This is a genomic window from Streptomyces sp. NPDC048288 (assembly GCF_043201555.1).
Lineage (GTDB): Bacteria > Actinomycetota > Actinomycetes > Streptomycetales > Streptomycetaceae > Streptomyces.
The window spans coordinates 595,843-618,041 of sequence record NZ_JBICZD010000006.1 but is presented as its reverse complement, the minus strand read 5'-3'; the positions used below and the strand labels follow the sequence as shown (position 1 = coordinate 618,041).

19 protein-coding genes are annotated in these 22,199 nt (G+C 72.4%); 10 read left to right on the top strand and 9 right to left on the bottom strand.

What is annotated here, in order from left to right; translation table 11 throughout:
• Window positions 1-10: 10 nt before the first annotated feature.
• Window positions 11-487: a roadblock/LC7 domain-containing protein gene (locus tag ACGFZS_RS24740; protein WP_365684157.1), complete on the bottom strand. Its 477-nt coding sequence runs from the start codon at window positions 485-487 to the stop codon at window positions 11-13.
• Window positions 484-2,982 carry an ATP-binding protein gene (locus tag ACGFZS_RS24735; protein WP_393796955.1) on the bottom strand — a complete coding sequence of 833 codons (2,499 nt, stop codon included), beginning with the start codon at window positions 2,980-2,982 and terminating at the stop codon, window positions 484-486. Before ACGFZS_RS24735 ends, ACGFZS_RS24740 begins: the two co-directional genes overlap by 4 nt.
• Before the next feature lie 367 nt (window positions 2,983-3,349).
• Between ACGFZS_RS24735 and ACGFZS_RS24730 the strand changes: the two genes are divergently transcribed.
• The 4 genes from ACGFZS_RS24730 to ACGFZS_RS24715 are packed head-to-tail and all read left to right on the top strand — an operon-like array spanning window position 3,350 to window position 8,129.
• Window positions 3,350-4,261 carry an ABC transporter substrate-binding protein gene (locus ACGFZS_RS24730; protein WP_393796954.1) on the top strand — a complete coding sequence of 304 codons (912 nt, stop codon included), beginning with the start codon at window positions 3,350-3,352 and terminating at the stop codon, window positions 4,259-4,261.
• 17 nt (window positions 4,262-4,278) lie between these two features.
• On the top strand, window positions 4,279-5,766 hold the full coding sequence (locus ACGFZS_RS24725) for an aromatic amino acid ammonia-lyase (protein ID WP_393796953.1): 1,488 nt from the start codon (window positions 4,279-4,281) through the stop codon (window positions 5,764-5,766).
• A 51-nt stretch (window positions 5,767-5,817) separates the two neighbouring features.
• Window positions 5,818-6,771, top strand: coding sequence for a hypothetical protein (locus ACGFZS_RS24720; RefSeq protein WP_393796952.1), 954 nt, complete (start codon window positions 5,818-5,820; stop codon window positions 6,769-6,771).
• The gene (locus ACGFZS_RS24715) at window positions 6,768-8,129 is read left to right on the top strand and encodes an MFS transporter (protein ID WP_393796951.1); all 1,362 of its coding nucleotides are present in this window, start codon (window positions 6,768-6,770) and stop codon (window positions 8,127-8,129) included. Before ACGFZS_RS24720 ends, ACGFZS_RS24715 begins: the two co-directional genes overlap by 4 nt.
• Before the next feature lie 24 nt (window positions 8,130-8,153).
• On the opposite strand, the gene ACGFZS_RS24710 is transcribed toward ACGFZS_RS24715, so the two are convergent.
• On the bottom strand, window positions 8,154-8,609 hold the full coding sequence (locus tag ACGFZS_RS24710; RefSeq protein WP_132890095.1) for a tellurite resistance TerB family protein: 456 nt from the start codon (window positions 8,607-8,609) through the stop codon (window positions 8,154-8,156).
• A 151-nt stretch (window positions 8,610-8,760) separates the two neighbouring features.
• Here ACGFZS_RS24710 and ACGFZS_RS24705 point away from each other — a divergent pair, with 151 nt between their 5' ends.
• The 3 genes from ACGFZS_RS24705 (at window position 8,761) to tatA (ending at window position 12,028) form a co-directional block, all read left to right on the top strand.
• Complete coding sequence (locus ACGFZS_RS24705; protein ID WP_393796950.1) at window positions 8,761-9,123, top strand: ArsR/SmtB family transcription factor; 363 nt, start codon at window positions 8,761-8,763, stop codon at window positions 9,121-9,123.
• Window positions 9,083-11,611: a magnesium-translocating P-type ATPase gene (gene mgtA / locus ACGFZS_RS24700; protein ID WP_393796949.1), complete on the top strand. Its 2,529-nt coding sequence runs from the start codon at window positions 9,083-9,085 to the stop codon at window positions 11,609-11,611. Before ACGFZS_RS24705 ends, mgtA begins: the two co-directional genes overlap by 41 nt.
• Window positions 11,612-11,764: 153 nt before the next feature.
• Window positions 11,765-12,028: a Sec-independent protein translocase subunit TatA gene (gene tatA / locus ACGFZS_RS24695; protein ID WP_365684180.1), complete on the top strand. Its 264-nt coding sequence runs from the start codon at window positions 11,765-11,767 to the stop codon at window positions 12,026-12,028.
• Between the two features lie 25 nt (window positions 12,029-12,053).
• On the opposite strand, the gene ACGFZS_RS24690 is transcribed toward tatA, so the two are convergent.
• The 3 genes from ACGFZS_RS24690 to ACGFZS_RS24680 all read right to left on the bottom strand — a co-directional run bounded on the left by ACGFZS_RS24690 (window position 12,054) and on the right by ACGFZS_RS24680 (window position 14,379).
• Window positions 12,054-13,037, bottom strand: coding sequence for a sporulation protein (locus ACGFZS_RS24690; protein WP_393796948.1), 984 nt, complete (start codon window positions 13,035-13,037; stop codon window positions 12,054-12,056).
• Between the two features lie 200 nt (window positions 13,038-13,237).
• Window positions 13,238-13,678, bottom strand: coding sequence for a DUF6114 domain-containing protein (locus tag ACGFZS_RS24685; RefSeq protein WP_393796947.1), 441 nt, complete (start codon window positions 13,676-13,678; stop codon window positions 13,238-13,240).
• Window positions 13,678-14,379 (bottom strand): DUF6230 family protein, encoded by a 702-nt coding sequence (locus tag ACGFZS_RS24680; RefSeq protein ID WP_365684186.1) that lies wholly within the window; start codon window positions 14,377-14,379, stop codon window positions 13,678-13,680. Before ACGFZS_RS24680 ends, ACGFZS_RS24685 begins: the two co-directional genes overlap by 1 nt.
• A 607-nt stretch (window positions 14,380-14,986) precedes the next feature.
• Here ACGFZS_RS24680 and ACGFZS_RS24675 point away from each other — a divergent pair.
• Window positions 14,987-15,631 (top strand): Tat pathway signal sequence domain protein, encoded by a 645-nt coding sequence (locus ACGFZS_RS24675; protein ID WP_365684188.1) that lies wholly within the window; start codon window positions 14,987-14,989, stop codon window positions 15,629-15,631.
• Between the two features lie 17 nt (window positions 15,632-15,648).
• Here ACGFZS_RS24675 and ACGFZS_RS24670 read toward each other — a convergent pair whose 3' ends face one another.
• Window positions 15,649-16,596, bottom strand: coding sequence for a lytic polysaccharide monooxygenase (locus ACGFZS_RS24670; RefSeq protein ID WP_393796946.1), 948 nt, complete (start codon window positions 16,594-16,596; stop codon window positions 15,649-15,651).
• A 473-nt stretch (window positions 16,597-17,069) separates the two neighbouring features.
• Between ACGFZS_RS24670 and ACGFZS_RS24665 the strand changes: the two genes are divergently transcribed.
• Window positions 17,070-17,717, top strand: a complete 648-nt coding sequence (locus tag ACGFZS_RS24665) for a ScbR family autoregulator-binding transcription factor (RefSeq protein WP_393796945.1) — start codon at window positions 17,070-17,072, stop codon at window positions 17,715-17,717.
• A gap of 53 nt (window positions 17,718-17,770) precedes the next feature.
• On the top strand, window positions 17,771-18,931 hold the full coding sequence (locus ACGFZS_RS24660; RefSeq protein WP_393796944.1) for a damage-control phosphatase ARMT1 family protein: 1,161 nt from the start codon (window positions 17,771-17,773) through the stop codon (window positions 18,929-18,931).
• On the opposite strand, the gene ACGFZS_RS24655 is transcribed toward ACGFZS_RS24660, so the two are convergent.
• Both ACGFZS_RS24655 and ACGFZS_RS24650 read right to left on the bottom strand, forming a co-directional pair.
• The gene (locus ACGFZS_RS24655) at window positions 18,894-20,159 is read right to left on the bottom strand and encodes a cytochrome P450 (RefSeq protein WP_393796943.1); all 1,266 of its coding nucleotides are present in this window, start codon (window positions 20,157-20,159) and stop codon (window positions 18,894-18,896) included. The genes ACGFZS_RS24660 and ACGFZS_RS24655 overlap by 38 nt on opposite strands.
• Window positions 20,160-20,205: 46 nt before the next feature.
• On the bottom strand, window positions 20,206-21,915 hold the full coding sequence (locus tag ACGFZS_RS24650) for a serine/threonine-protein kinase (RefSeq protein ID WP_393796942.1): 1,710 nt from the start codon (window positions 21,913-21,915) through the stop codon (window positions 20,206-20,208).
• Window positions 21,916-22,199 lie beyond the last annotated feature (284 nt).

Below are 22,199 nucleotides of genomic sequence, written 5' to 3'. Positions count from 1 at the left end.
GCGGTCCCGGTCAGCGCGTCTGTGGGACGCCGACGCTGTTCTTCAGTTCCAGCACGAGCTGCGGGCTGAGTGCGGAACCGGCACGGTTGGCGAACAGCGTCATCTCGTAGGCGATGTTGCCGAGCTTGGCCTCGTTGTCGGCGACCACGCCGAGCACGGCGCCGCTGCCGATCGCGGAGACGATGACATGGCCGCCCTCCAGGTCGATGATGACCTTGTTGAGGCCGCCCAGGCCGTAGTTGCCGGAGGCTCCGGCGGCCAGGCTGGTGATGCCGGAGACGATCGCGGCCAGTCGCTCGGAGTGGGCGCGTTCGCGCAGCTCCGAGACCGCGATCAGCAGACCGTCGGAGGACACGGCGATCGCGTCCACCACGCCCGCGGTCTCGGTGGCGAAGCGGTTCAGCAGCCAGGTGAAGTCGGCTGCGGCCGCCTGCAGGTCGGTCGGCGTGATGCCGCCCGTCGGGGTGTCACCTGTCGACGTGCTCACTGCTCGGCTCCTTCCGGAAGGTGGTTCTGGTCCTGCGGGGGGTTCGGGGGGTCGATGTGCGGCCTGGGCCGTCCGTGGCTTCCGGTCTCGCTGTCGCGCCGGGCGCGCTCCACCGCGGCCTCGAACTCGTCCAGCGCGTCCCGTTCGGCCTCGGCGTCGCGGGTGCGCGCCGGCTGGGAGAGCGTCTGGGCCGCGCCGACGGTGGTGCGGAGGGTCGCACCGCGTACCCGGCGGCGCAGCGGCCGGTTCCCGTCGGCGGAGTCGGCGGAGTCGGCGTCCGGGGCGGCCGGCGGCTCGCCGGAGCGGGCGGCGGGGATCAGCGGGGCCGCCGCCTCGGACCCGGGCGCGGTCTCCGCGGCCGGCTCGCGGCGCGGCAGCCTGCGGGGGAGCGGACCGTCGGGCTCGTCGGCGGCCTGCACCGAGGTGGCCCAGGTCGGTCCGGTCCGGCCGACCTGCTCGGCGGGTGCCGCCGACGCCGTGATCTCCGGTGCCGTCGGCTCCGCGGCGAGCGGGGTGCCGGCGGTGTCGGCCACCGCGCTCATCGTCAGCAACAGCGTGCTGGGCAGGGTCACTTCGGCGGTCACACCGCCGCCCGGGGTCCGGGTCAGCTCGACGCCGATCTCCCAGCGCCGGGCCAGCGCACCGACCACGAAGAGGCCGAGCACCTTGGTCGGCACCAGGTCGAGGCGCTCACGGCGGATCAGCCGCTGGTTCTCCTCGGCCAGCCGCTCGGCGCTCATGCCGAGGCCGTGGTCGGTGACAACGATGTGCGCGCCCTGGTCGCTGGAGCGGACGGTCACCTCGACGGGGCTGCCCGCCGGGGAGAACGACACCGCGTTCTCCAGGAGTTCGGCCACCATCAGCGTGAGGTCGCCGATGATGTCCGGCTCGATCATGGAGTCCGTGCCGGCGTACAGCCGTACCCGCTGATAGCCCTCGATCTGGCCGAGCGCGGCCCGGACCACGTTGGACACCGGGGTCGGGCCGGCCGCGAGGACGGTCTCGCGGATGCCGGCCAGCAGCATCAGGCTGTCGGCGTTGCGGCGCAGGCGGACGGCGATGTGGTCGATGGAGTAGAGGCGTTCCAGGAGCGCCGGGTCGGTCTCGGCGCGCTCCACCGCGTCGATGAACGCGAGCTGGCGGGTGGTCAGGTTGCTGACGCGGCGGCCGACGTTGCCGAACATCTCGGCGGTGTTGCGGCGGCTGAGCACCTGGCGTTCGAGCAGGGCCGCCGCCGTGGTCTGCACCTGGTTGAACGCCTCGGCCAGGTCGCCGATCTCGTCGCGGGCGGTGACCGGCATGTCCCGCAGCCGGGGCGGACCGGAGTCCTCGGCGTCGTCGTCGGCGACCCGGGCGAGCTCGCGGTTCGCGACCTCGGCGACCTCGTGCGCGACCCCGGTCAGGGCCTGCACCGGGCGGATCACGGAGCGGCGCACCAGCACCGACAGGGCGAACCAGAGGACGAAGCCGAGCAGCGAGCCGTTCAGCAGCCAGATCGCGCGCCACCGCGCGGAGTCGGCGGCCGAGTCCGCCCGGTCGGCGATCTGGCCGATGAGCGAGGTGGTGATGGTCAGCCGGGCGGTGGCCTGGTCGTGATAGGCCGGGTAGTCGGTCAGCGCGTCCTTGACGGCCTGCCGGATCTCCTGCTGACTGCCGGACTGCAGCTTGGTCGGGTCGATCTGCAGCTCGGCGTAGGACTCGGCGATGGTGCTCTGCGCCTTGGTGTGCTCGACGTCGGCGAGCTGCCGGGCCTGGCCCTCGGTGGCGAACCGGCTGAAGCGGTCGGCCTGGTGCTGGTAGAGGTCGTAGGCGCCGACCGCGTTGGTGAACTCGATCAGCGCGTTGGTGTCACCGGTGGTCGCCGCGAGCACGTTGGTCTCGAAGGCGCCGTGGGCGGCGTCCGCGCGCAGCAGCGAGTCCAGCAGGTTGCCGGTGAAGGTGGAGGCGAGGTTGGCGTTGCGGTCCAGGCCGAGGCCGTCGATCAGGTCGTTGGCCGCGTTGGCGTACGCCGGGTCGATGTTGTCGGCCGGCAGATAGGACTGCTCGACGGAGTCGCGCAGGCTGGTCAGACCCTCGACCTGCCGGAGCGCGGCCGCCTCGGTGTCCGGCAGCCGGTCGCCGAAGGTGTGACGGACCGTCTCCACCTGGGCGTCCACCGCCTCCTGCGCCGTCCGGTAGGCCGTCTGCGAGGGCCTGGAGGCACCGGACTCGTAACGCACGGACAACAGGATCGCCTGCTGGTGCTCCGCCTCGACCTTGTCCACGAGACGCGCCACCTGGGCGCTGTCCCGGACCATCTGCGCCGCGGAGTCCGCGCTGCTGGACTGCTGCACCAGGTCGGTGAAGACATACGCCAGCAGTACGCCGATGACGGCGAGCGGTACACCGACCAGCAGGTTGAGCTTGCGCCGGAAGGGCCAACGGTCGGCGAATCCCCGTATCCCGCCCCGCTCCTGGGCGGGCCGGACGGGCGCGTCCACCTGGTTCGTGGACACCGGGCCTCCTTCATGAGGGTGTCTGGTCTGGGGGGCGTCTTCACCCCGAGCTGCTGCGGAACGACACCGAGTAGCGGGCCCCGTGCACCGCTGTGACCGATATCAACTGCCGTGAGACTACAGCGTTCTTGAAGGGCCGTTCCGCTTGCTCTTTATCAAGAATCCGTTACAAAGAGACCGCGCTCCGTCCACAACTGGCCACGGATCGAAGCCAATCGGTGACCCGGAGACACTTGACTGACCGAGAACGGGCTGGATTGGATCGTCCGGAGTGGTTCGCAACACCCCCACCCTTCCCACAGCTCCCGGAACGGCAACCGTGACTCCCAACACCCTTCCCAGCAGGTCAATCCGGACATACCGAGGCGTGGCGGCCGTCGCGCTCGCCGCGACGACGGCCCTGCTGGCGGGCTGTTCCTCCTCCGACGACAGCAAGTCCGACCCGCTGTCGGACAGCAAGGCGAGTGGCGACACCGTCGTCGTCGGCTCCAACAACTTCGCCGAGAGCATCCTGATCGCGGACATCTACGGCGAGGCGCTCAAGGCCAAGGGCGTCAAGGTCACCTACAAGTCGAACATCGGCAGCCGTGAGACCACCTACGGCCTGCTCAAGAACGGTTCGATCTCGGTCCTGCCCGAGTACAACGGCGCGCTGCTCGCCTACCTCGACCCCAAGGCCGCCCCGAAGACCGTCGAGGAGACCACCCAGGCCATCGAGGCCAAGCTGGACTCCAAGCTGACGCTGCTGGACCCGGCGGACGCGCAGGACAAGGACACGGTGACGCTCAACGCGACCACCGCCGCCAAGTACAACCTCACCGAGAAGTCGTCCATAGCCGACCTGAAGAACATCGCCAAGGACCTGGTCATCGGCGCCTCGCCGGAGTTCCAGACCCGCCAGCAGGGCCTGGTCGGCCTGAAGGACGTCTACGGCCTGGAGTTCAAGTCCTTCAAGGCGCTCGACGCGGGCGGCCCGCTCACCGCAGCCGCCCTGAAGAAGAACGCGGTGCAGGCCGGCGACATCTTCAGCACGGACCCGACCATCACCAAGGAGAAGTTCGTCGTCCTCCAGGACTCGGAGAACCTCTTCGGCTTCGAGAACGTCCAGCCCCTGGTCTACAAGAGCGCCCTGAACCAGACGGCCACCGACGCCCTCAACGCCGTCTCCGCCAAGCTGGACACGGCGACCCTGCTGGACCTGGACACCCAGGTGCAGTCGGACAACAAGGACCCGCTGGACGTCGCCCAGGCCTGGCTGAAGAAGGTCGGCCTCAGCTGACCCGTCGCCGAACCCCCTTGGACGGCGGCACCACCGACGTACCGAGACGGGTGCCCCCGCGCCCCCGTGTCGTGCTCGACGGCGACGGCCTCGGCCTGTCCGGACTCGTCCGGCTGGCCGACGCCGTCGCCGAACCGGTCGTACCGCCCGAGGCGCTCGACCGGGTCCGCCGCGCCCACCGGACCGCCGACGACCTTGCCGCGCAAGGCCGTTGGTACGGGCGCGGCACCGGCGTCGGCGCCCTGCGCTCCGTCGCCGTCGACCCGTCCGACGCGGCCGGCCACACCCTGCGCCTGCTGCGCAGCCACGCCGGCGGCGCCGGCCCCCTGCTGTCGCCCCGCCGGGCCCGCGCGTTGCTCGCCGTCCGCGCCAACCAGCTGCTGGCCGGCGGTTCCGGCATCCACCCGTCCTTCGTGACGGCGCTGACCGATGCCCTGCGCCTCGGCGTCCACCCCGCGATCAACGAGTACGGCGGTGTGGGCACCGGCGACCTGACGGCCCTGGCCCAGACCGGCCTCACCCTGATCGGCGAACGCCCCTGGCTCACCACGGAACCCGACGCCGAACTGCCCGCCCCCGTCACCCTCCGCCCCGGCGACTCGCTGGCCCTGCTCAGCAGCAACGCCCTGGCCCTGGGCCGGGCCGCCCTGGTCTGCCACGACCTGGACGTCCTGCTGCGCGCCACGCACGTGGTGGCCGCCCTCTCGCTGGCCGCCGTCTCCGGCTCGGCGGAGGCCTACGCGGCCGAGGTGCACGCCCTGCGCCCGTACCCGGGCCCGGCCCGCGTCGCCGCGGAGATACGGCGTCTGCTCGCGATCCCCGACCGCTCCCTCACCACCGGCCGCCGTGTCCAGGACCCGTACGGCTTCCGGGCCTTCCCCCAGGTGCACGGCGCGGCGCTGGAGGCCGCCGACCGGCTCCGGGAGGTCGTCGAGACGGAGATCAACTGCCCATCGGAGAACCCCGTCCTGGCCCCCGACGGCGACGTCTACCACCACGGCGGCTTCTTCGCGGCCCCGCTCGCCCTGGCCCTGGACGGCCTCGACCTCGCCCTCCTGCAGACCGCCCAGTTCTCCGCGGCCCGCCTCCAGGCCCTCACCCGCGCCGACCTCACCGGCCTCCCCGCCTTCCTGACCACAGGCCCGACGAGCAGCTCCGGCACGATGATCCTGGAGTACACGGCCCACTCGGCCCTGGCGGAGATCCGTGCCGGCGCGGCCCCGGCATCGGCCGGCCACGCCGTCCTCTCCCACGGCCTGGAGGAGACGGCCGGCTTCGCGGGCCAGGCGGTGAAACAGGCGGAACGGGCGACCGAGGCGTACCCGGTGGTGCTGGCCTGCGAACTGGTCACGGCGGTACGGGCGTTGCGGCTGGCCCCGGTGCCACCGAGGATCCCGGCGTTCGAGGCGGCGGCGGACGCGTTGTCGGCGGACATGACGGACCGGGACCTGTCGGGAGACGTGAGCGCGGCCATGGAGCTGCTGAGGGTCCTGGCGGACCTGTGAGGGGCGCACGCGCCCCCGACCCCCCAAGCCCCGTCCCTCTCATGTGCCCGCATGCCTCACGACCTCGGCACCCCCGTGCCCGCCCCGCCGGCCCGCATGGCCGACCTCCTCGGCGCCACCGTCCTGCCGGCCGCCCGCCGCGCCACCCCCGTCACCGAGGTCGTCATCACCGAACCCGGCGACCGTCCCGCGGCCACCCCCGGCACCCTGGTCCTCGCGGTGGGCGCCCGGTCCACGGACCTCGCCGGCCGCCCGCCCGGCGCCGCCGTCGCCGTACGCGAGGACCCCGCGCTCCGCGAAGCCGCCGAGAAGGCAGGCGCCACCCTCCTCGTCGTCCCGGCCGGCATCCGCTGGGACGAGGTCGCCGCCGTCGTCCAGGGCGAACTCGTCCGGGCCGCCGCCGCGGCCGACGACCGCTCGCACGGCGACCTCTACTCCCTCGCCCAGACCGTCGCCGCCCTCGCCGGCGGCCCCGTCAGCATCGAGGACACCGCCCACCGCGTCCTGGCCCACGCCGGTTCCGTGGACGACGCGGACGACCTGCGCCGCCGTTCCGTGCTGGGCCGCTCCTGCCCCGAGCCGTATCTCGCCCTGCTGCGGCAGGAGGGCGTGTACCGCAGGGTCCGGGAGAGCGAGGACGTCGTCGAGGTCGGCGCCCGGCCCGACCTCGGGGCCCGGCGGCGCCTGGTCGTCGGCATCCGGGCCGGTACCCGGCCGCTCGGCACCATCTGGCTCCAGGAGGGCGGCGGCCCGCTCGCCGCGTACGCCGACGAGACCCTGCGCGGTGCCGCCCGGCTCGCCGCGGGCCGGCTGGTCGACCGCTACTACCGAGGACTGACCACCGCCGGCCGTTCGTCCCGTGCCGTCGGTGTCGGATTCCGTCACCGACGGCCGGGTCGGCGGAGGAAAACCGCGATTGTCCGGCCGGGTCCGGTGCGCCGCTCCTCGCCGCTCGCAGGCTGTCCCACGCCAGGCCCCGAGCGTGAGAGGACCGCCACCCCATGACATCCGCGACCGTCCGTCCGCCGGCCACCGCCACGCCCTACCGGTGGCGGTGGCCGGCCCTTTTCGCCCTGCTCCTCGCCGAGGCGATGAACCTCCTGGACGCGACGATCGTCCAGGTCGCCGCCCCCGTCGTGCACGCCGACCTCGGCGGCCCGGTCTCCGACGTCCAGTGGTTCAGCACGGCGTACACCCTCCCCTTCGCCGTCCTGCTGATCACCGGCGGACGTCTCGGCGACATCGCGGGCCGCCGCAGGCTCTTCGTCCTCGGTGTCGCCCTCTTCGCCGTGGCCTCGGCCGCCTGCGCCCTGGCGCCGTCCCCGGCCCTGCTGATCGCCTTCCGCGCCGTCCAGGGCGCCGCCGCGGCCGTGATCATCCCGCAGACCATCGGACTGATCAGGGCGATGTTCACGGGCGACGAGATGTCCCGGGCACTGGGCAGCATCGGCCCGGTGATGGGCCTCGCGGCCGTCTGCGGCCCGATCCTCGGCGGCGTCCTCACCCACGCCGACCTGTTCGGCTCCTCCTGGCGTGCCGCGTTCCTGGTGAACGTGCCGCTCGCCGTGGTCGTCCTGGTGCTGTCCCCGAAGCTCCTGGAGAACCGCGCGCCACACCGCCCCACCCTCGACTGGCCGGGCACGGCACTCGCCGCGACCGGCACGGGCCTGCTGGTCTACCCCCTGATCGGCACCGACCTCACCGAACTGCCCCCGCGCGGCTGGGCGTCGCTGGTGTCGGGCCTGCTGGCGCTGGCCGCGTTCGCGCTGCACCAGCGCCGCGCGAACGCCCCGCTGCTCGAACCCACCCTCTTCACCCACCGGGGGTTCCTGCCCGCCCTCGCCACCTCGACGGCGTTCTTCGCGGTGACGAACGGCCTGCTGACGGCGGTGGTCCTGCAACTCCAACTGGAGGCGGGCCAGGGCGTACTGGCGGCCGGTCTCAGCCTCACCCCGTGGTCGGCCGGCCTGGCCGTGTCGTCCTGGCTGTCGGGCCGGCACGGCGCCCGGCGCCGCATGATGCCGTACGGTCTGGCCCTGGTGCTCCCGGGTCTGGCCGCCGCCGCGGCCGGGTACACCGCCACCGGGTCCACCCGCTACCCCTGGCCGCTGCTGCCCGCGCTGACCCTGGTGGGCCTCGGCGCGGGGCTGTTCACCCCCGCCTTCTTCACGCTGGCGCTGAAGCCGCTGCGCCCCCAGGAGGTCGGTTCGGCGGCGGGTGCGCTGAACGCGGTACAGCAACTGGGGGCGACCCTGGGCGTGGCAGTCCTGGGCAGTGCCTACCTGGACGGCTCGGCGGAGGCGGCCTGTGCCGTGGCCATGGCCCTCACCGCGCTCTGCTGGGCCACGAGCCGACGGATGTGAGCCGCCCCCGTCCGGGCGTGCCGGTCAGAGGTCGAACTCGTGCGGCGGCAGGTCGAGCGTGTAGCAGGCCTCGCGGACCACGGCCTGCTCGGTCTTGTCGAAGTCGCCGTCCGCGCCGCCGATCACGATGCCGATCTGGATGACGGCACGCGCCTCGGCGGGCTTCTTCTTCGCCTTGGCGACCTCCTGGAGCACGCTCACCTTGCCGAAGGCGAAGTCGGTGGTCAGCTTGTTCAGGTTCTCCTCGAAACGGCGGCGCAGGTCGTCCGCCGGGAAGTTCTGCAGCACCTCGTTGGTGGCGATGAGCTGCGCGACCCGCTGCCGCTCCGCCGGGTCGATGGTGCCGTCGGCCGCCGCCACCAGCGCACACATCGCCATGCTCGCGTCGCGGAACGCACCGCTCTTCAGGTCGTTCTTCTTCGCCACGAGCTGGGTCTGCATCTGCGTCGCGGAATCCTTGATGCGGTCCCACAGAGCCATGCGCACTCACTCCTCGGTCGGTATGTGCTTGCCAAGAACGTCGCTTGCCAAGAATTTACTTCTACAACAACGTAGAAACTGCCCCGGCGGCCGAGAAGTTCCCGCGCCCTAGACTGGTGCCTCCCTTGGGGTGGTCAGGAGGAGTACGACGGTGGCGACAGCGCCCGGCAGTGGTATCGAGGACCCCTCCGCGGACGTGCTCACGGAAGCCGCCGCGGCCTTCGGGCTGCTCGCCTCGCCCGCCCGGCTGCACATCGTCTGGGCCCTGGCGCAGGGCGAGAGCGATGTCACGGGCCTCGCCGAGCGGGTCGGCGGCGCGCTGCCCGCGGTCAGCCAGCACCTCACCAAGCTGAAGCTCGCCGGGCTCGTCCGCTCCCGCCGGGAGGGCCGCCGCCAGGTGTACCTCCTGGACGACCCGGACGTCGTCGAGGTCGTAGGCCTCCTCGTCGGCCGGCTCACCGCCCGCGCCACCGGTGCCGAACTCCCGGCCCCCCGCCGTCTCCGTGGTCTCTGAGGGCGAGGCCGCCACCGCGCTGCAGGTGCTGCGCGGGCTGGACACGGGACCGCGCGGGCTGACCGAGGCCGAGGCGGCGGCCCGGCTCGCCGACGTCGGCGAGAACACCCCGCGCCTCCCGCACAGCGCCTCCTGGCCGCTGCGCTGCCTCCGGGCCCTGCGCGACCCCTTCACCGCCGTCCTCCTCACCCTCGGCCTGGTCTCCGCCCTCGTCGCCTCCTGGGGCACGGCCGTCGTGATCCTCGCCCTGGTCGCGGTCAGCGCCGGTCTGCGGGCCGCCGGCGAACACCGCGCCGACCGCTCGCTGGCCGCCCTGCGCGAACTCGTCGCCGGCACCGCCACCGTCCTGCGCCGCACCGGGGAGGACACCGAACCGCGGGCCCGGGAGGTCCCGGTCGCGGAACTGGTCCCGGGCGACGTCGTACGGCTCGGCCCCGGCGACCTGGTCCCGGCCGACGTACGACTGCTGCGCGCCCGCGGACTGACCGTGCACCAGGCCGTGCTCACCGGGGAGTCGGCGCCCGTCGCCAAGGCCGCCGCCGATGTCCCCGACCCGGCGGCCGAAGGCCCCTTCCAGGAGCCCTGTCTCTGTTTCCAGGGCAGCGGGGTCGCCTCGGGCAGCGCCACGGCGGTGGTCGTGGAGACGGGGGAGCGGACCCGGTTCGCCGTGGCGCAGAGCGCGGCCGGCGGGCGGCGGGAGCCCAGCGCCTTCGACCGTTCCGTGCACGGCATCTCCTGGGTGCTCATCCGGTTCATGCTGCTGACCCCGCCGCTGGTCCTCATGGCCAACGCGGCCCTGCGCGGCCGGGGCCTGGAGACGCTGCCCTTCGCCGTCGCGGTCGCCGTCGGGCTCACCCCCGAGATGCTCCCGGTGATCGTCACCACCTGCCTGGCCCGGGGCGCCGCCCTGCTCGCCCGCGCCCACCGGGTCGTCGTACGACGGCTGCCCGCCCTGCACGACCTGGGCGCGGTCGACGTGCTCTGCCTCGACAAGACCGGCACCCTCACCCAGGACCGGCCGGTGGTCGAACGCGCGCTGGGACCGGACGGGGACGACGACCCCGAGGTGCTGCGCTGGGCCGCCGTCGGCGCCTGGTGGACCCTCCAGCTCGCCGAACTCCCCGCCCCCGACGCCCTCGACGAGGCCCTGCTCACGGCGGCCGGACCGGTGGGGGAGGAGTACGACGGCCTCGGCGCCGTCCCCTTCGACCCCGAGCGGCGCACGGCGACCGCGATCGTCGCCGGTGCCGCCCTCGGCTGCCGTCTCCTGGTCACCAAGGGTGCCGCCGAGGACGTCCTGGACCGCTGCGACCTGGACCCCGCCGAACGTGAGCGCCTGCTCGCCCTCGCCGCCCGCGAGGCGGGTACCGGGCTGCGCGTGCTCGCCGTCGCCACCGCCGAGGTCCCCGCCCGCACCCGCGGCTACACCTCCGCCGACGAACGCGGCCTCGCCTTCCGGGGCCTGGTCACCTTCCGCGACGCGCTTGCCCCCGGCGCCGCCGAGGCGCTGCGCGGCCTGACCGACCTGGGCATCACGGTCCGGATCCTGACCGGCGACCACCCGGCGACGGCGGCCCGCGCCTGCCGGGACCTCGGCCTCGACACCGCGCGGACGGCCGTGGCCGGCGATCCCCACGACCTCGACGCCACCGTCGTCGCCCGCTGCACCCCCGAGGACAAGGCCCGGATCGTGGCCGGACTGCGGGCCGCCGGGCACACCGTCGGGTTCCTCGGGGACGGGGTCAACGACATCCCCGCCCTGCGCGCGGCCGACGTCGGTGTCGCCCCCCGCACCGCCGTGGACCTCGCCCGGGAGACCGCCGACGTCGTGCTCGCCGAGAAGGACCTCGGCGCGATCGGGCACGCCGTCACCGCGGGCCGGCACAGCAGCGCCAACATCGCCGCCTATCTGCGCGTCACGCTCTCCTCCAACCTCGGCAACGTCATCGCCATGCTCTCCGCGGGCCTGCTCCTGCCCTTCCTGCCGATGCTCCCGGCCCAGGTGCTCGCCCAGAACCTCTGCTTCGACGCCGCCCAGCTCGCCTTCGCCCACGACCGCCCCGGCCCGGCGGCGCTGCGCCGCCCGACCGTGCTGCGGTCGCGGGCCTTCCTGCGGTTCATCACCGGCTTCGGGGCGCTCAACGCGATCGCCGACCTCGCCACCTTCGGCGTCCTCGCGCTCGCCCTGCGCGGCCCCGACGCCCTCGACGACCAGGCCGTCTTCCACTCGGCCTGGTTCACCGAGAACCTGCTCACCCAGGCCCTGGTGATGTTCCTGCTGCGCGGCGGTGTCCGCCCGGGGCCCGTCGGCCGGGCGGCGGCCGTCCTGGCCGCCGTCGGTCTGCTGCTTCCGCCGAGCCCGCTGGGTGCGGCCCTGGGCATGACCGGCCTGCCGCCCGCCTACCACCTGCTGCTCGCCGCCGTCCTCGGGCTGTACGCCCTGGCGCTGCGGGCCGTGCGGGCACGTCACGACCGGCGTGGGCGATGACCCGCGAGCGGTGACAGTCGTGGGGCCGCGTTTGTCCACCGTTTCCCAGCCGGGTTGTACAGTTGCGCAATGTAGCAACCGTCGCTGCCCGGCCGAGGCGCGTGAAGCCCTCTCCGCCGGCCCGAGAAAACGTGAGAAAGGGAGGGGGCGGCCATGCTCCGCAACGGACTCGAACCCTGGCATCTGCTGATCGTCGCGATCGTCTTCATCGTGCTCTTCGGCTCCCGGAAGCTGCCCGACACCGCCCGGGCCCTGGGCAAGTCGATGCGCATCCTCAAGAGCGAGGCGAAGGCGATGAAGGCGGACGACGCGCCCCCGGTGGAACCGACGTCGGTGCAGATGGCGGCGGAGCCGGCCCCGGCCGCCGCGCAGCCGGAGCCCAGGACGGCCGGCGAACCGACCGCCTCCCCGAGCTGACGCCTCCCCGGCGCCCGGACGGGGCCTAGTCCTCGTCCCCCTCGAAGAAGTCGCCGATCTCGTCGACCACCTCGGCCGCCACCATTCCGCCGACCACGCCCACCGCGAGGCCCGCCGCACCCGCGGCGACCGCCGTGCCCAGGCCCGGTCCGGAGTGGTGGCGGTCGTCGTGGCCGTGGTGCTCGTCGTGGCCGTGGTGCTCGACATGGCCGTACGTCGCGTGGGCGCCGTAGGACTCGCGGTGCGCGATCAGCTGGCGGATCCAGCCGTCGACCTCGCCGTTCCAGTCGAGCGCGGGCACGTCCTCGTGGCGCACCGTGAACCGGGTCAGCGCGTCGTGCCCGGAGGAGAACGGGCCGCCGCGCTTGTCCGCCTCCAGGACGACCTCCAGACCCGTGGGGGAGGCCAGGAAGGTCAGCTCGATCTCGTTCACCGCGTGCGCGTACCGCGGCGCCGGGGTCAGCTCGATCTCCTGGTAGAACGGCAGCCGCTGGCCCGTGCCGCCGATCCGGCCGTACTCCAGATCCGCCGAGCGGAAGCCGAACCCCAGCTGTCCCAGGGCCTCAAGCACCGCCTCCTGGACGGGCAGCGGCCCGACGGTGAGCGGGTCCAGATCGCCCTTGTCCCGGGCACCGGCCACCCCGACCTCGGTGCGCACCCCGAGCACGATGCCCAGCGGCTGGCCGTACAACTCGGTGACCGGGGTCTCCCACGGCACCGGCACACTGAACGGCACCTCCCGCTTCTCCTCCGCGCCGAGCCGGAACCCGCCGCCCACGGTGAACCGCTCGAAGACGACGGCGCCCTCGCTCTCCCCGTCCTCGTGCTCCGCCTCCACCCGCGCGAGCAGTTCGAGCCCGATGTGCTCGATCTCCACCGCCGCCGAGCCGCCCTTCAGCCACACCCGCCCCGACACCGCTCCGCCGGGCACCACCACTCCGCTGTCGAGAACCGTGTCCACCGAGGGCCCACCGACCCCGATCGCTCCCAGCAGCCGTTTGAACACCATGAAGCCCGCCGCTCCTTCGCCGCACTCGTCACGCACACCCGGGCGGACCACACGCCACCCGACTGCCCGATGAACTCACCAGAACGGCAAAGAAGTTCCCAAGTCACCCGTTCGGCGGAAGCGCGTGCCAGGGGGCCGTACACAGAAAGAATGGGGCGGCCGATATCCACCGGCCGCCCCTTCTTCTTTCTCTTTATCTGTCAAACCGCTTCCGCACCGTCCCCGAAGCCCTGCGCGGCGGCTCGCGCCGCCTTGCGTCGCTTCCGGCGGCTGACGCGCGGCTCCTGGTCCGGCAGCCAGCCGAAGGTGATGCAGCTGCCGACCGCCCCGAGGAGCAGGCCGACCATGAAACCGCCGAGGTTCGAGGTGAGCCAGGTTCCCAGGGAGAGCAGGATGCCGAGAACGGAGTAGAAGAGCCGCTGCGCCGGGTTGAACACGGTCAGCACGCCGCAGACGATCATCAGGGCCGGCAGGAGATAACCCGCCAGGCCCTGCATGCCGATGTGCAGGATGACCGGAAGGGGTGCCTTCATGGTCACCAGGATCTCGGCACCGGCCAGCACGAGCAGCACGCCCCCCGCGAAGGGCCGTTCTCCCCGCCACTGCCGGAAGCGCTCGCTCCGGGTCCCTGAGTCGGTCATCAGTCGCAACCGTGGTCGGCGAACGACATGTGCAGGTTCGGGAGCTTGAAGACGGCCGCGGTGGCCGCGAAGTTGTGCTGGTAGAGGTTCTCGATCACGACGCTGTCGGCCTGCTGGCCGTAGACGCCCTTCGGACCCTGGACGCCGCCCTTGTCGAAGGTGCTGGCGTCGCGGCCGATCTCGATGTTGTTGAAGGTGGCGTCGCCCTTGATGTCGTCGGAGTCGATCGCCAGGTTCTGCACGGACACCGGCTTGGACCCGCCGCCGGCCGTGAGGAGAAGCTGGATGCCGCCGAGGTCGACGCTCTGGCACATGTTGGTGATCGTGCCGTTCTTCACCACCGACGTGACGACCAGCTCCTGGCCGCCGGTGTCACCGGCGTTGGGGCTGTTCTCGATCATGTTGTCGAGGGCGCCGAACTGCTCGAAGCCGGTGCCGTCGAGCCGGTCCGCGGTCACCACGAAGGGCATGCCGGAGATGGCGAACTGCACTCCCAGGACACCCTGCGCGGTGAAGATCGCGAGACCCGCGGCGACCAGGGTGGCGGGGATCGCCATCACCGCTGCCCGGCGCGCCCGGACCCGACCGCGTCTCTGGTCCCCTCCGGTGACCCCGGTGGTGTCTGGTGTTTCGGAAAGAGAACCGCTTCCCGGGTTCTCCGGCGTGTTGTCGGCGGACGGAACGTCCGAGGACGAGGCCATGTCTGCTCCCATGCATTAGTCACGCTGGTTGGGCTTCAGTTGGCGCGTTGTCCTGGCGCGGACAGCGGCTGCCGCGCACGCCTCCTCACAACTCCCGGCGGACGCAAGGGCTTTCTCGTTACGCAGCAGTAGCCACGCCGAAAGTTACCGGCGGTTACTTTTCAGGGTCAAGGTAGTTGTGAAAAAAGGGTGTTGAATATGCGTCAGTTCTGTTCTGACCTTGCATTCCCTTGATCGGTTGCTCAACTCCCTTGATCGGCCTTGACGTTGACGGTTGATCAGGTCTACAAATCTCCCTGGTTTCCTTCGGATCCGTGGCGCCGGATCCGCCGAGCGGCATCGACCGCTTCCCGGCCTCCTCGATCCCGCTCCGCTCGCGGCGTCGGCACGGTCGCTTCCCCCCAGGGGCCGTGCCCGAACGCCCTCAACCGGCCCGGCCGGAGGCCTAACCCCCCCAGGCTTTCGGCCGGTCCGGCACGGCTGCCGTTGCCGGTCCGTCACGTACGGAGAAGGCGTCACGGGTCGGCAACGGCTGGCGCCGCACACGCGCCCCCAGAACCCCCCACCTCACCCCATGCAAGTCCCCCCGAAGAAAGAGGCAACCCGCATGCGTACGCGTTCTCTCCTCGCCCTCGCCGGTACCGTCGTCGCCCTCTCGGTCGCGGCCACCGTGCCCGCCTCCGCCGACGGCGCGGTGCTCACCACCGGCAGTGCCGGCGGCACCGCCGTCGCGGTCGGTGACACCCTCACCGCGTCGCTGGCCAGCGGCACCACCGCCACCCTCTACTCCAGCTCCACCAGCACCAGCGGCATCACCTGCGCCGCCTCGACCTTCACCGCGACGGTCACCGACAACCCGGCCGCCTCCGGCACCGCCACCGAGTCGGCCACCGCGCAGACCTTCAGCAGCTGCACCAGCAACGTCACCGGCGTGACGGGCGTCTCCAGCATCACCGTCGACAACCTGCCGTACACCACGGCGGTCTCCTCGGACGGCAGCGTCACGGTCACCCCGCCGAGCGGCTCGACCGTCCAGACCACGGTCAAGCTGACCACCCTGCTGGGCAGCATCACCTGTGTCTACCAGGCCGCCAGCCTGAGCGGCACGAGCAGCAACACCGACAACAGCCTCGCCTTCAGCAACCAGGCGTTCACGAAGTCCTCGGGCTCCATCCTCTGCCCGTCGGCCGGCTACTTCACCGCGAAGTACGCCCCGGTCAGCGACAACGGCGCCGCCGTCTTCGTCAACTGACCTTCTGACTCGGCCAGTCAGCGTCGACGCAGACGCAAGGCCAGGGCGGCGCCGCCGGTGAGCACCAGCACCGCCGCGGCGCCGCCCGCCAGCAGGGGCGCCGACGGACCCGAACCGGAGTCCGTGTCGGAGGCCACGGGAGTACTGTCGGCGGCGGTGGTTCCGGTCTTTGGGGAGACCGGGGACGCCGCCGCCGTCGTCCGTGCCGGGGCGGCTCCGCTCTTCGAGGCGCTCGGGGTCGGCGTGGCACTCGCCCGCGGCTTCGCGCTCGCCGTCGCCCCGCCGCCCTTCCCCGCGTCGCCCCCGGTGTCCTTCTTCGCGTCCTTCTTGGCCGTGAACACCACGTCGGAGCACGAGTAGTAGGTGTCCGACGTGCTGCTGTTCTGCCAGATGGTGTACAGCAGCTGACGGCCCGTCCGGTCGGCCGGCAGCGTCGCGCCGAAGTGGTACGCCCCGTTCGTCAGCGGCGGGTCCTTGACCTCCGCGAAGGGCTGCGCGGGCAGCTCGGACCAGGTGAGCGGCTTCGTCGGGTCGTACCCCGGCTTGGTCAGATACAGCTTGAACGTGCCGGTGTGCGCGATCGTCGAGGCGTACGTCATCGTGAGCCGGGCGCCCGGGGTCAGTTCGGTGGCGGGCCAGTCCGCGCGCGCCAGGTCGAGCCCCCGGTACGCCGCCAGGTTGCCACTGCACAGCTTTCCGTCCGGAATGACCTGCCGGTCCCGGCCGTTGACGTCCGCCACCCGCAGGTTGTCCCAGGCGACGAAGTTCTGCCCGCTCGCCGCGATCGCCGCCTTGCAGGCCGCCGTACCGGCGCTGCCGCCGCTGGGCGAGCAGGCGTAGACCCGGCTGATCGGATCGGTGGGCGCGCCGTGCGCCTGGGCGGGCCCCGCCGCCCAGAACAGGAGCAGAAGCGGAGCCGCCACGGCGGCTCCCGTGGCTTTCATCCGGTCGGTCGTCCGAGTCATCGGGGACGTCTCCTCGGCGGGCGCGGGTACAAGGACTGCTGAGGTGAGTACGGGAACCGGGCGCGCACCGTTCAGCGCGGTTGATCACAGCGCCGGTCGGTGTGTACGCCGCCGACCGGCTCGTCCGTTTTATGGACTCCCCGTGCGCCGTTGAGAACCAACCGTCCGGCTCGTATCGTGGCGATCACCGATGTGCGCCCGGCTCTGCGCATCGCTTCCGGAAACCGGCACGAACACGAGGGAGGGACGCGTTCTGATCTCGTCCGTTTGTGCATTGTGGGCGCCGGTCGAAGCTCGGCGGGCGCGACTTACACGTGTCCGTCACCAGGTCCGCACAGTTGTCTCCCGCTGCCGCACGGTGAGCTATCGTGTGCACGGGGTAAAAAACAAACCGCATGCCCCGTCGGTTTGAAGCCGTGCAGTCGAGAACACGAAGTCGTGAAGCCGTGATGTCGTGAAGGAGTGTTGAGTCGATGGCGAGGCAGTTACGTGCGGAACAGACCCGTGCCACGATCATCACGGCCGCCGCCGACCTCTTCGACCGGCACGGCTACGAATCCACCAGCCTGAGCGAGATCGTCGAACACGCGCAGGTCACCAAGGGGGCGCTCTACTTCCACTTCGCCGCCAAGGAGGACCTGGCCCAGGCCATCATGGAGCTCCAGTCCCGCACCTCCGGCCAGTTGGTGAGGGAGATGGACAGCCGCGGCTACTCCTCGCTGGAGGGCCTGATGCGCACCACGTTCGCGATCGCCCGGCTCTCCGTCGACGGCCCGATCCCGCGCGCGGGACTGCGGCTCGCCACCGCGGACGTCACCGTACGGCCGCCGCTCAGGCACCCGTTCACGGAGTGGCTGGAGTTCGCCACGCGCAAACTCACGGGCGCCGTCAAGGAGTCCGACGTCCACCCGGACATCGACGTCGGCGCGGTCGCCCACTCGCTGGTCTGCTTCTTCGTCGGTACCCGGGTCGCCGGCCGCAACCTGGAACCGGTGGGACGACTGCCGCGCAGGGTCGCCGAGATGTGGTTCCTGATGATCCGCGGCCTGGTCCCGGTGCACCGGCGCGCCCGCTACCTGACCCTCGCCACGCAACTGGAGCGCGAGATCAGAACGGCGTGACCGGCGCCCCGCGTTCGGCGGAGCCGGGCGGCCCGCGCGATAGCGTGACGCCCATGCCCGACTCCGCCGCCGCACCCGTGATCCTCGGCACCACCGGCCCGTTCCCGCACAGCGTGCTGGCCGAACGCCACCCCGCGATCATCCAGCAGGTGCGGGACGCCTTCCCGTACGGCCCCGAGCAGCACCGCGCCCTCGACGCACTGCTGCGCAACTGCACCGAGGGCGCCATCGAAGCCCTGCCCGGCCACGACCGGTGGCACGACTGGGGCCTGGACGCCTACGCCGGACAGTCCTGGTTCGACGTGCCGTGGCTGTGGTCCGAGAGCTGGTTCTACCGGCGCCTCCTGGACGCCGTCGGCTACTTCGGCACCGGCCCCTGGCAGGGCATCGACCCGTTCCGCCCGTTCAAGCTCGCCGAACTCGACGCCAAGGAGACCGACGAGGAACTCGCCGCCCTCGACACCCTCGACGACGACCCGGACCACGCCCTGCTGCACGGCTCCCTCTGGGGCAACCGCGCCGACCTGGGTTTCCGCCTGTCCGCGGAGGCGGGCGCGGCCGTCTCCGCCCTGGTCGCCGACGACAGCGCCGCCCTGTGGCCGCTGCTCCGGGGCGGCACCCTGTGCCTGGTCGCCGACAACGCGGGCCGCGAACTCGTCCCCGACCTGCTGCTGATCGCCCACCTCCTGGACACCGGGCGGGCCGGCCGCGCCGTCCTGCACATCAAGCCGTACCCCTACTACGTCTCCGACGCCACGACCGCCGACGTCCTCGACGCCCTGCGCAGGCTCACCGCCGCACCCGGCACGGCCGCCGCGTACGGCCGTACGCTCTGGTCCGCGATGTCGGACGGCCGGCTCACCGTCCGCGCCCACCCCTTCTCCTGCGCCCCGCTGCCCTACGCCGAGATGCCCGACGACCTGCGCGCCGAGTTCGCCTCCGCCGACCTCACGCTCTTCAAGGGCGACCTCAACTACCGCCGCCTGGTGGGCGATCGCCGCTGGCCCCCGACCACCCCCTTCGCCGACGTCACCGCCTGGTTCCCGGGCCCGGTGGCCGCGCTGCGCACCCTCAAGTCCGATGTGATCACCGGACTCTCCGCGGACACCGAGACGGCTCCGGACGCCGCCGGGGGACAGCGCTGGCGCACGGCCGGCACCCATGCGCTGATCCAGGTCAACCCACTTCCGTCGGCAGCGACTTCACCCCGTTGATGAAGTTGGAGACGAGCCGCCCGGCCGGTCCCGCGGGCCGTAGTGTCGGCGGTGCCGCCGCGTAGAGCGAGCGCAGTTGCAGCCGGGCGAAGTGGGCGCCCAGACAGACATGCGGCCCGTCCCCCAAGGAGACGTGCGGGTTCGGGGTACGGCCGAGGTCGAGCCGGCCGGGTGCGGCGAAGGCCCGCTCGTCCCGGTTGGCCGACGCGTGCAGCACGACCACCTTGGCGCCCTTCCCGATGCGCCGCCCGCCGAGTTCGGTGTCCCGCGCGGCGGTCCGGCGGAAGGTCAGCACCGGGGGATGCCAGCGCAGCAACTCGTCCACGGCGGTGTCGGCCGGCACTTTCCCGGCGCGCAACAGGGCATACGACTCCGGGTGTTCGGCCAGCGCCAGCAGCCCGCCGGGAGCCGCCGAGCGCACGGTGTCGTTGCCGGCGATCGTGAGCAGGAAGAAGAACATCTCCAGCTCCCCGTCGGCGAGTTCGGCGTCGTGCGCGAGGGCGGTCAGCACGTCGTCCGCCGGATGACGGCGCTTGTACGCGGCGAGCCGGCGGGCGTAGTCGAACATGTCCCGCAGCATCGCCGGGGAACGGGGGTTGACCGGCCGGCCTCGGTCGTCGACCGTCCGGGGTCCGGCCTCGTCCGGGTCCTGGTAGCCGATCACCCGTCGCGTCCAGTGCAGCAGCAGTCCGCGGTCGCTCTCCGGGACCCCCAGCAGATCGGCGAGGTTGAGCAGCGCGTACTCGTCGGTGACGGCGGCGACCAGGTCGACCGTGCCGTCCCCCGCCCGGGCCGTCTCCAGGGCCCGCGCGAACAGCGTCCGCGCCCGCTGCCGTACCACCGCACCGAACCGCTCGATCCGCCCCGGGGTGAAGGCCCGGCTCACCGTGCGCCGCAACCGCCCGTGGTCCGGTGGATCCTGATTGAGCATCATGCGCCGGATGAACGGCAGGTCCGCCGGGTCCGGGTCCCGGATCTGGGTCGCGCCGAGACACGAGGAGTACGTCCCCGGGTCCTTGAGCACCCGTACCACGTCCTCATGCCGCGCCACCGCCCAGAACCCCGGCCCGGCCGGCCACCCCAGCACCTCCGGCTCCTCCTGCCAGGAGACCGGATGGTGCTCGCGCAGCACGCGGTAGTCGTCGTACGGCACTCCGCCCGCGTACCGGCGCGGGTCGAAGACGTCGGGGACGGGCGGTGCCTCGCCGGAGCGCGCGGAGGAGGTCATGGCACCACCGTGGCCCGGGGGCCCGGGTCCGGCAAGACGGCGGAGCTCAGGCCGCCTTGCGCCAGATGGTCATGTCCGCGGTCATGAAGCTGATCCCGGGACGGTCCCAGAGCGCGGTCGACTTCACCGTGATCACGAGCAGCGCGATGTCCCCGGAGCGGGACTTGACGCAGATCAGGCTGCCGGCCGCGGCCACGTTCAGGGTGAGGCTGTGGTTCTTGGAGGCGGTGAGGGAGTCACGGCAGGTTTCGAGGGTGCCCTGGGCCTTGTTGTCCCACACGTTCTCGATGACGCTGGTGTCGCTCTCCAGCGCGCACCCGATCTCCTTGCAGTCGAAGCGCACGTCCCCCTTGCGGTTCTCGCGTTCGACCGGCTCCTTGAAGCTCAGGGAACTCTTCTCGTCCACCCACACCTGGGGGTACGCCTCGGGGTGCGGGGCCGTGACCGAGGGAGCGGCGGAGGTGCCGGAGCCGGTAGCGGTGCCGCCGCTGGTGTCCGCGGTGGTGCCGGTGTCGGCGGCGGTGTCCGGCGACTTCGGCGAGGTGGAACCCGCCGACCGGCCGCCGGCCGCCGGATCCGGGGTGCCGGAGGACCTGGTCCCGGTCTGCTGGCGGACCCAGTCGGCGGTCTGCGTCAGTATCAGCGCCATGACCGTCAGCGTGCCGACGACCGAGGTCACGGCGGCGATCCCGATCAGCACGGCCCGTCTGCGGCGGCCGGGCCGCTCCTCCGCCCGCTCCGGCGGCGGGGCGAACGGATGGGTCGGCGGGAGGAGCGGCCCGACCGGGGCGGGGGCGGCCGAGGTGACGGTGACCGGGGCCGCCATGGTCAGCGGAGGGTGAACCGGGGTCGGCGCGGGGGCGGGCACCGCCACCTCTGGTCCGGTGATCTCCTGCCACACGGCCGGTCCGGCGCCCGCGTCGGCGTCCGGGCCCAGCCGCCGTCGGCACCAGTCGACGATCTCCGCCAGGGTGGCCCGCCGCTCCGGGTCGGCGGCCAGACAGCGGGCGATCAGCGGACGCACCTCCTCGGGCAGCGGGGCGAGGTCGGGTTCGGAGTGCACGATCCGGTACAGCACGTTGACGGCGGGGCCGTCGCCGTACAGCGGCGCGCCCAGGGCCGCGAACGCCGCCGTCTGGCCCAGCGCGAACACGTCGGTCGCCGGGGTGACCTCGCCTCCCGAGGCCTGCTCGGGAGCCATGAACGAGGGGGTGCCGATGGCGGTGCCCGTCGCGGTGTGCGAGGTGGCGTCGGCGGCCAGCGAGATGCCGAAGTCGATGACGCGCGGACCGTCCGAGGCCAGCAGCACGTTCGAGGGCTTCAGGTCCCGGTGCACGATGCCCGCGCCGTGGATCGCCTGCAGCGCCTCGGCGACCCCCGCCATCAGCCACAGCACGGCCGGCACCGGCAGCGGACCGCGCCGGGCGACGACCTCGGAGAGGGCGGGCCCGGGCACGTACAGGGTGGCCAGCCACGGCGGTACGCCGTCCGCGTCGGCGTCGATCAACTCGGCGGTGTACGCGCCCCGGACCCGCCGGGCGGCCGTGATCTCCCGGCGGAACCGGCGCCGGAACTCCGGGTCGTCGGCCAGCTCCGGCCGCACCACCTTGATCGCCACCGGACGGCCGCCCCGGGTGTGCGACAGATAGACCCGGCCCATGCCCCCGGCGCCGAGCCGTGCGGCGAGGCGGTACCCGGCCACCCTGGGCGGATCGTCCGCCTGCAACGGCTGGAACACCTCGGTCGCGTTGTTCATCGGCCCCCGCCCCCTGAATCTGTTGGTCCGATGAGTCGACCAACGGCGGCAGCCTAATGGATGGCGTGTGAATGCTTCGGGGGAAGGGGCCCTCCGGCGCGCATGCCGGAAATACGAAAGGCGAGGAGTTCGTCCGCTCCTCGCCACTCTCAACGTATAGCGCACCGGGGGCCTTGCGGCAAGCCCCGGTCGCTGTTGCAGAATCTCCGGCCGTAGCCGGTCACCTGCGGAGATCGGTGATCCGCGCACTGTGCACGCCTTTCCTTTTCTATGGCCCTATGGGG

What these genes read in the sequence shown, in the direction of transcription:
- ACGFZS_RS24720 (WP_393796952.1), top strand. Translation starts at nt 5,818, where the DNA reads ATGCCTCACGACCTCGGCACCCCCGTGCCCGCCCCGCCGGCCCGCATG.
- ACGFZS_RS24715 (WP_393796951.1), top strand. Translation starts at nt 6,768, where the DNA reads ATGACATCCGCGACCGTCCGTCCGCCGGCCACCGCCACGCCCTACCGG.
- ACGFZS_RS24710 (WP_132890095.1), bottom strand. Translation starts at nt 8,609, where the DNA reads ATGGCTCTGTGGGACCGCATCAAGGATTCCGCGACGCAGATGCAGACC.
- tatA (WP_365684180.1), top strand. Translation starts at nt 11,765, where the DNA reads ATGCTCCGCAACGGACTCGAACCCTGGCATCTGCTGATCGTCGCGATC.
- ACGFZS_RS24690 (WP_393796948.1), bottom strand. Translation starts at nt 13,037, where the DNA reads ATGGTGTTCAAACGGCTGCTGGGAGCGATCGGGGTCGGTGGGCCCTCG.
- ACGFZS_RS24685 (WP_393796947.1), bottom strand. Translation starts at nt 13,678, where the DNA reads ATGACCGACTCAGGGACCCGGAGCGAGCGCTTCCGGCAGTGGCGGGGA.
- ACGFZS_RS24680 (WP_365684186.1), bottom strand. Translation starts at nt 14,379, where the DNA reads ATGGCCTCGTCCTCGGACGTTCCGTCCGCCGACAACACGCCGGAGAAC.
- ACGFZS_RS24675 (WP_365684188.1), top strand. Translation starts at nt 14,987, where the DNA reads ATGCGTACGCGTTCTCTCCTCGCCCTCGCCGGTACCGTCGTCGCCCTC.
- ACGFZS_RS24670 (WP_393796946.1), bottom strand. Translation starts at nt 16,596, where the DNA reads ATGACTCGGACGACCGACCGGATGAAAGCCACGGGAGCCGCCGTGGCG.
- ACGFZS_RS24665 (WP_393796945.1), top strand. Translation starts at nt 17,070, where the DNA reads ATGGCGAGGCAGTTACGTGCGGAACAGACCCGTGCCACGATCATCACG.
- ACGFZS_RS24660 (WP_393796944.1), top strand. Translation starts at nt 17,771, where the DNA reads ATGCCCGACTCCGCCGCCGCACCCGTGATCCTCGGCACCACCGGCCCG.
- ACGFZS_RS24655 (WP_393796943.1), bottom strand. Translation starts at nt 20,159, where the DNA reads ATGACCTCCTCCGCGCGCTCCGGCGAGGCACCGCCCGTCCCCGACGTC.
- ACGFZS_RS24650 (WP_393796942.1), bottom strand. Translation starts at nt 21,915, where the DNA reads ATGAACAACGCGACCGAGGTGTTCCAGCCGTTGCAGGCGGACGATCCG.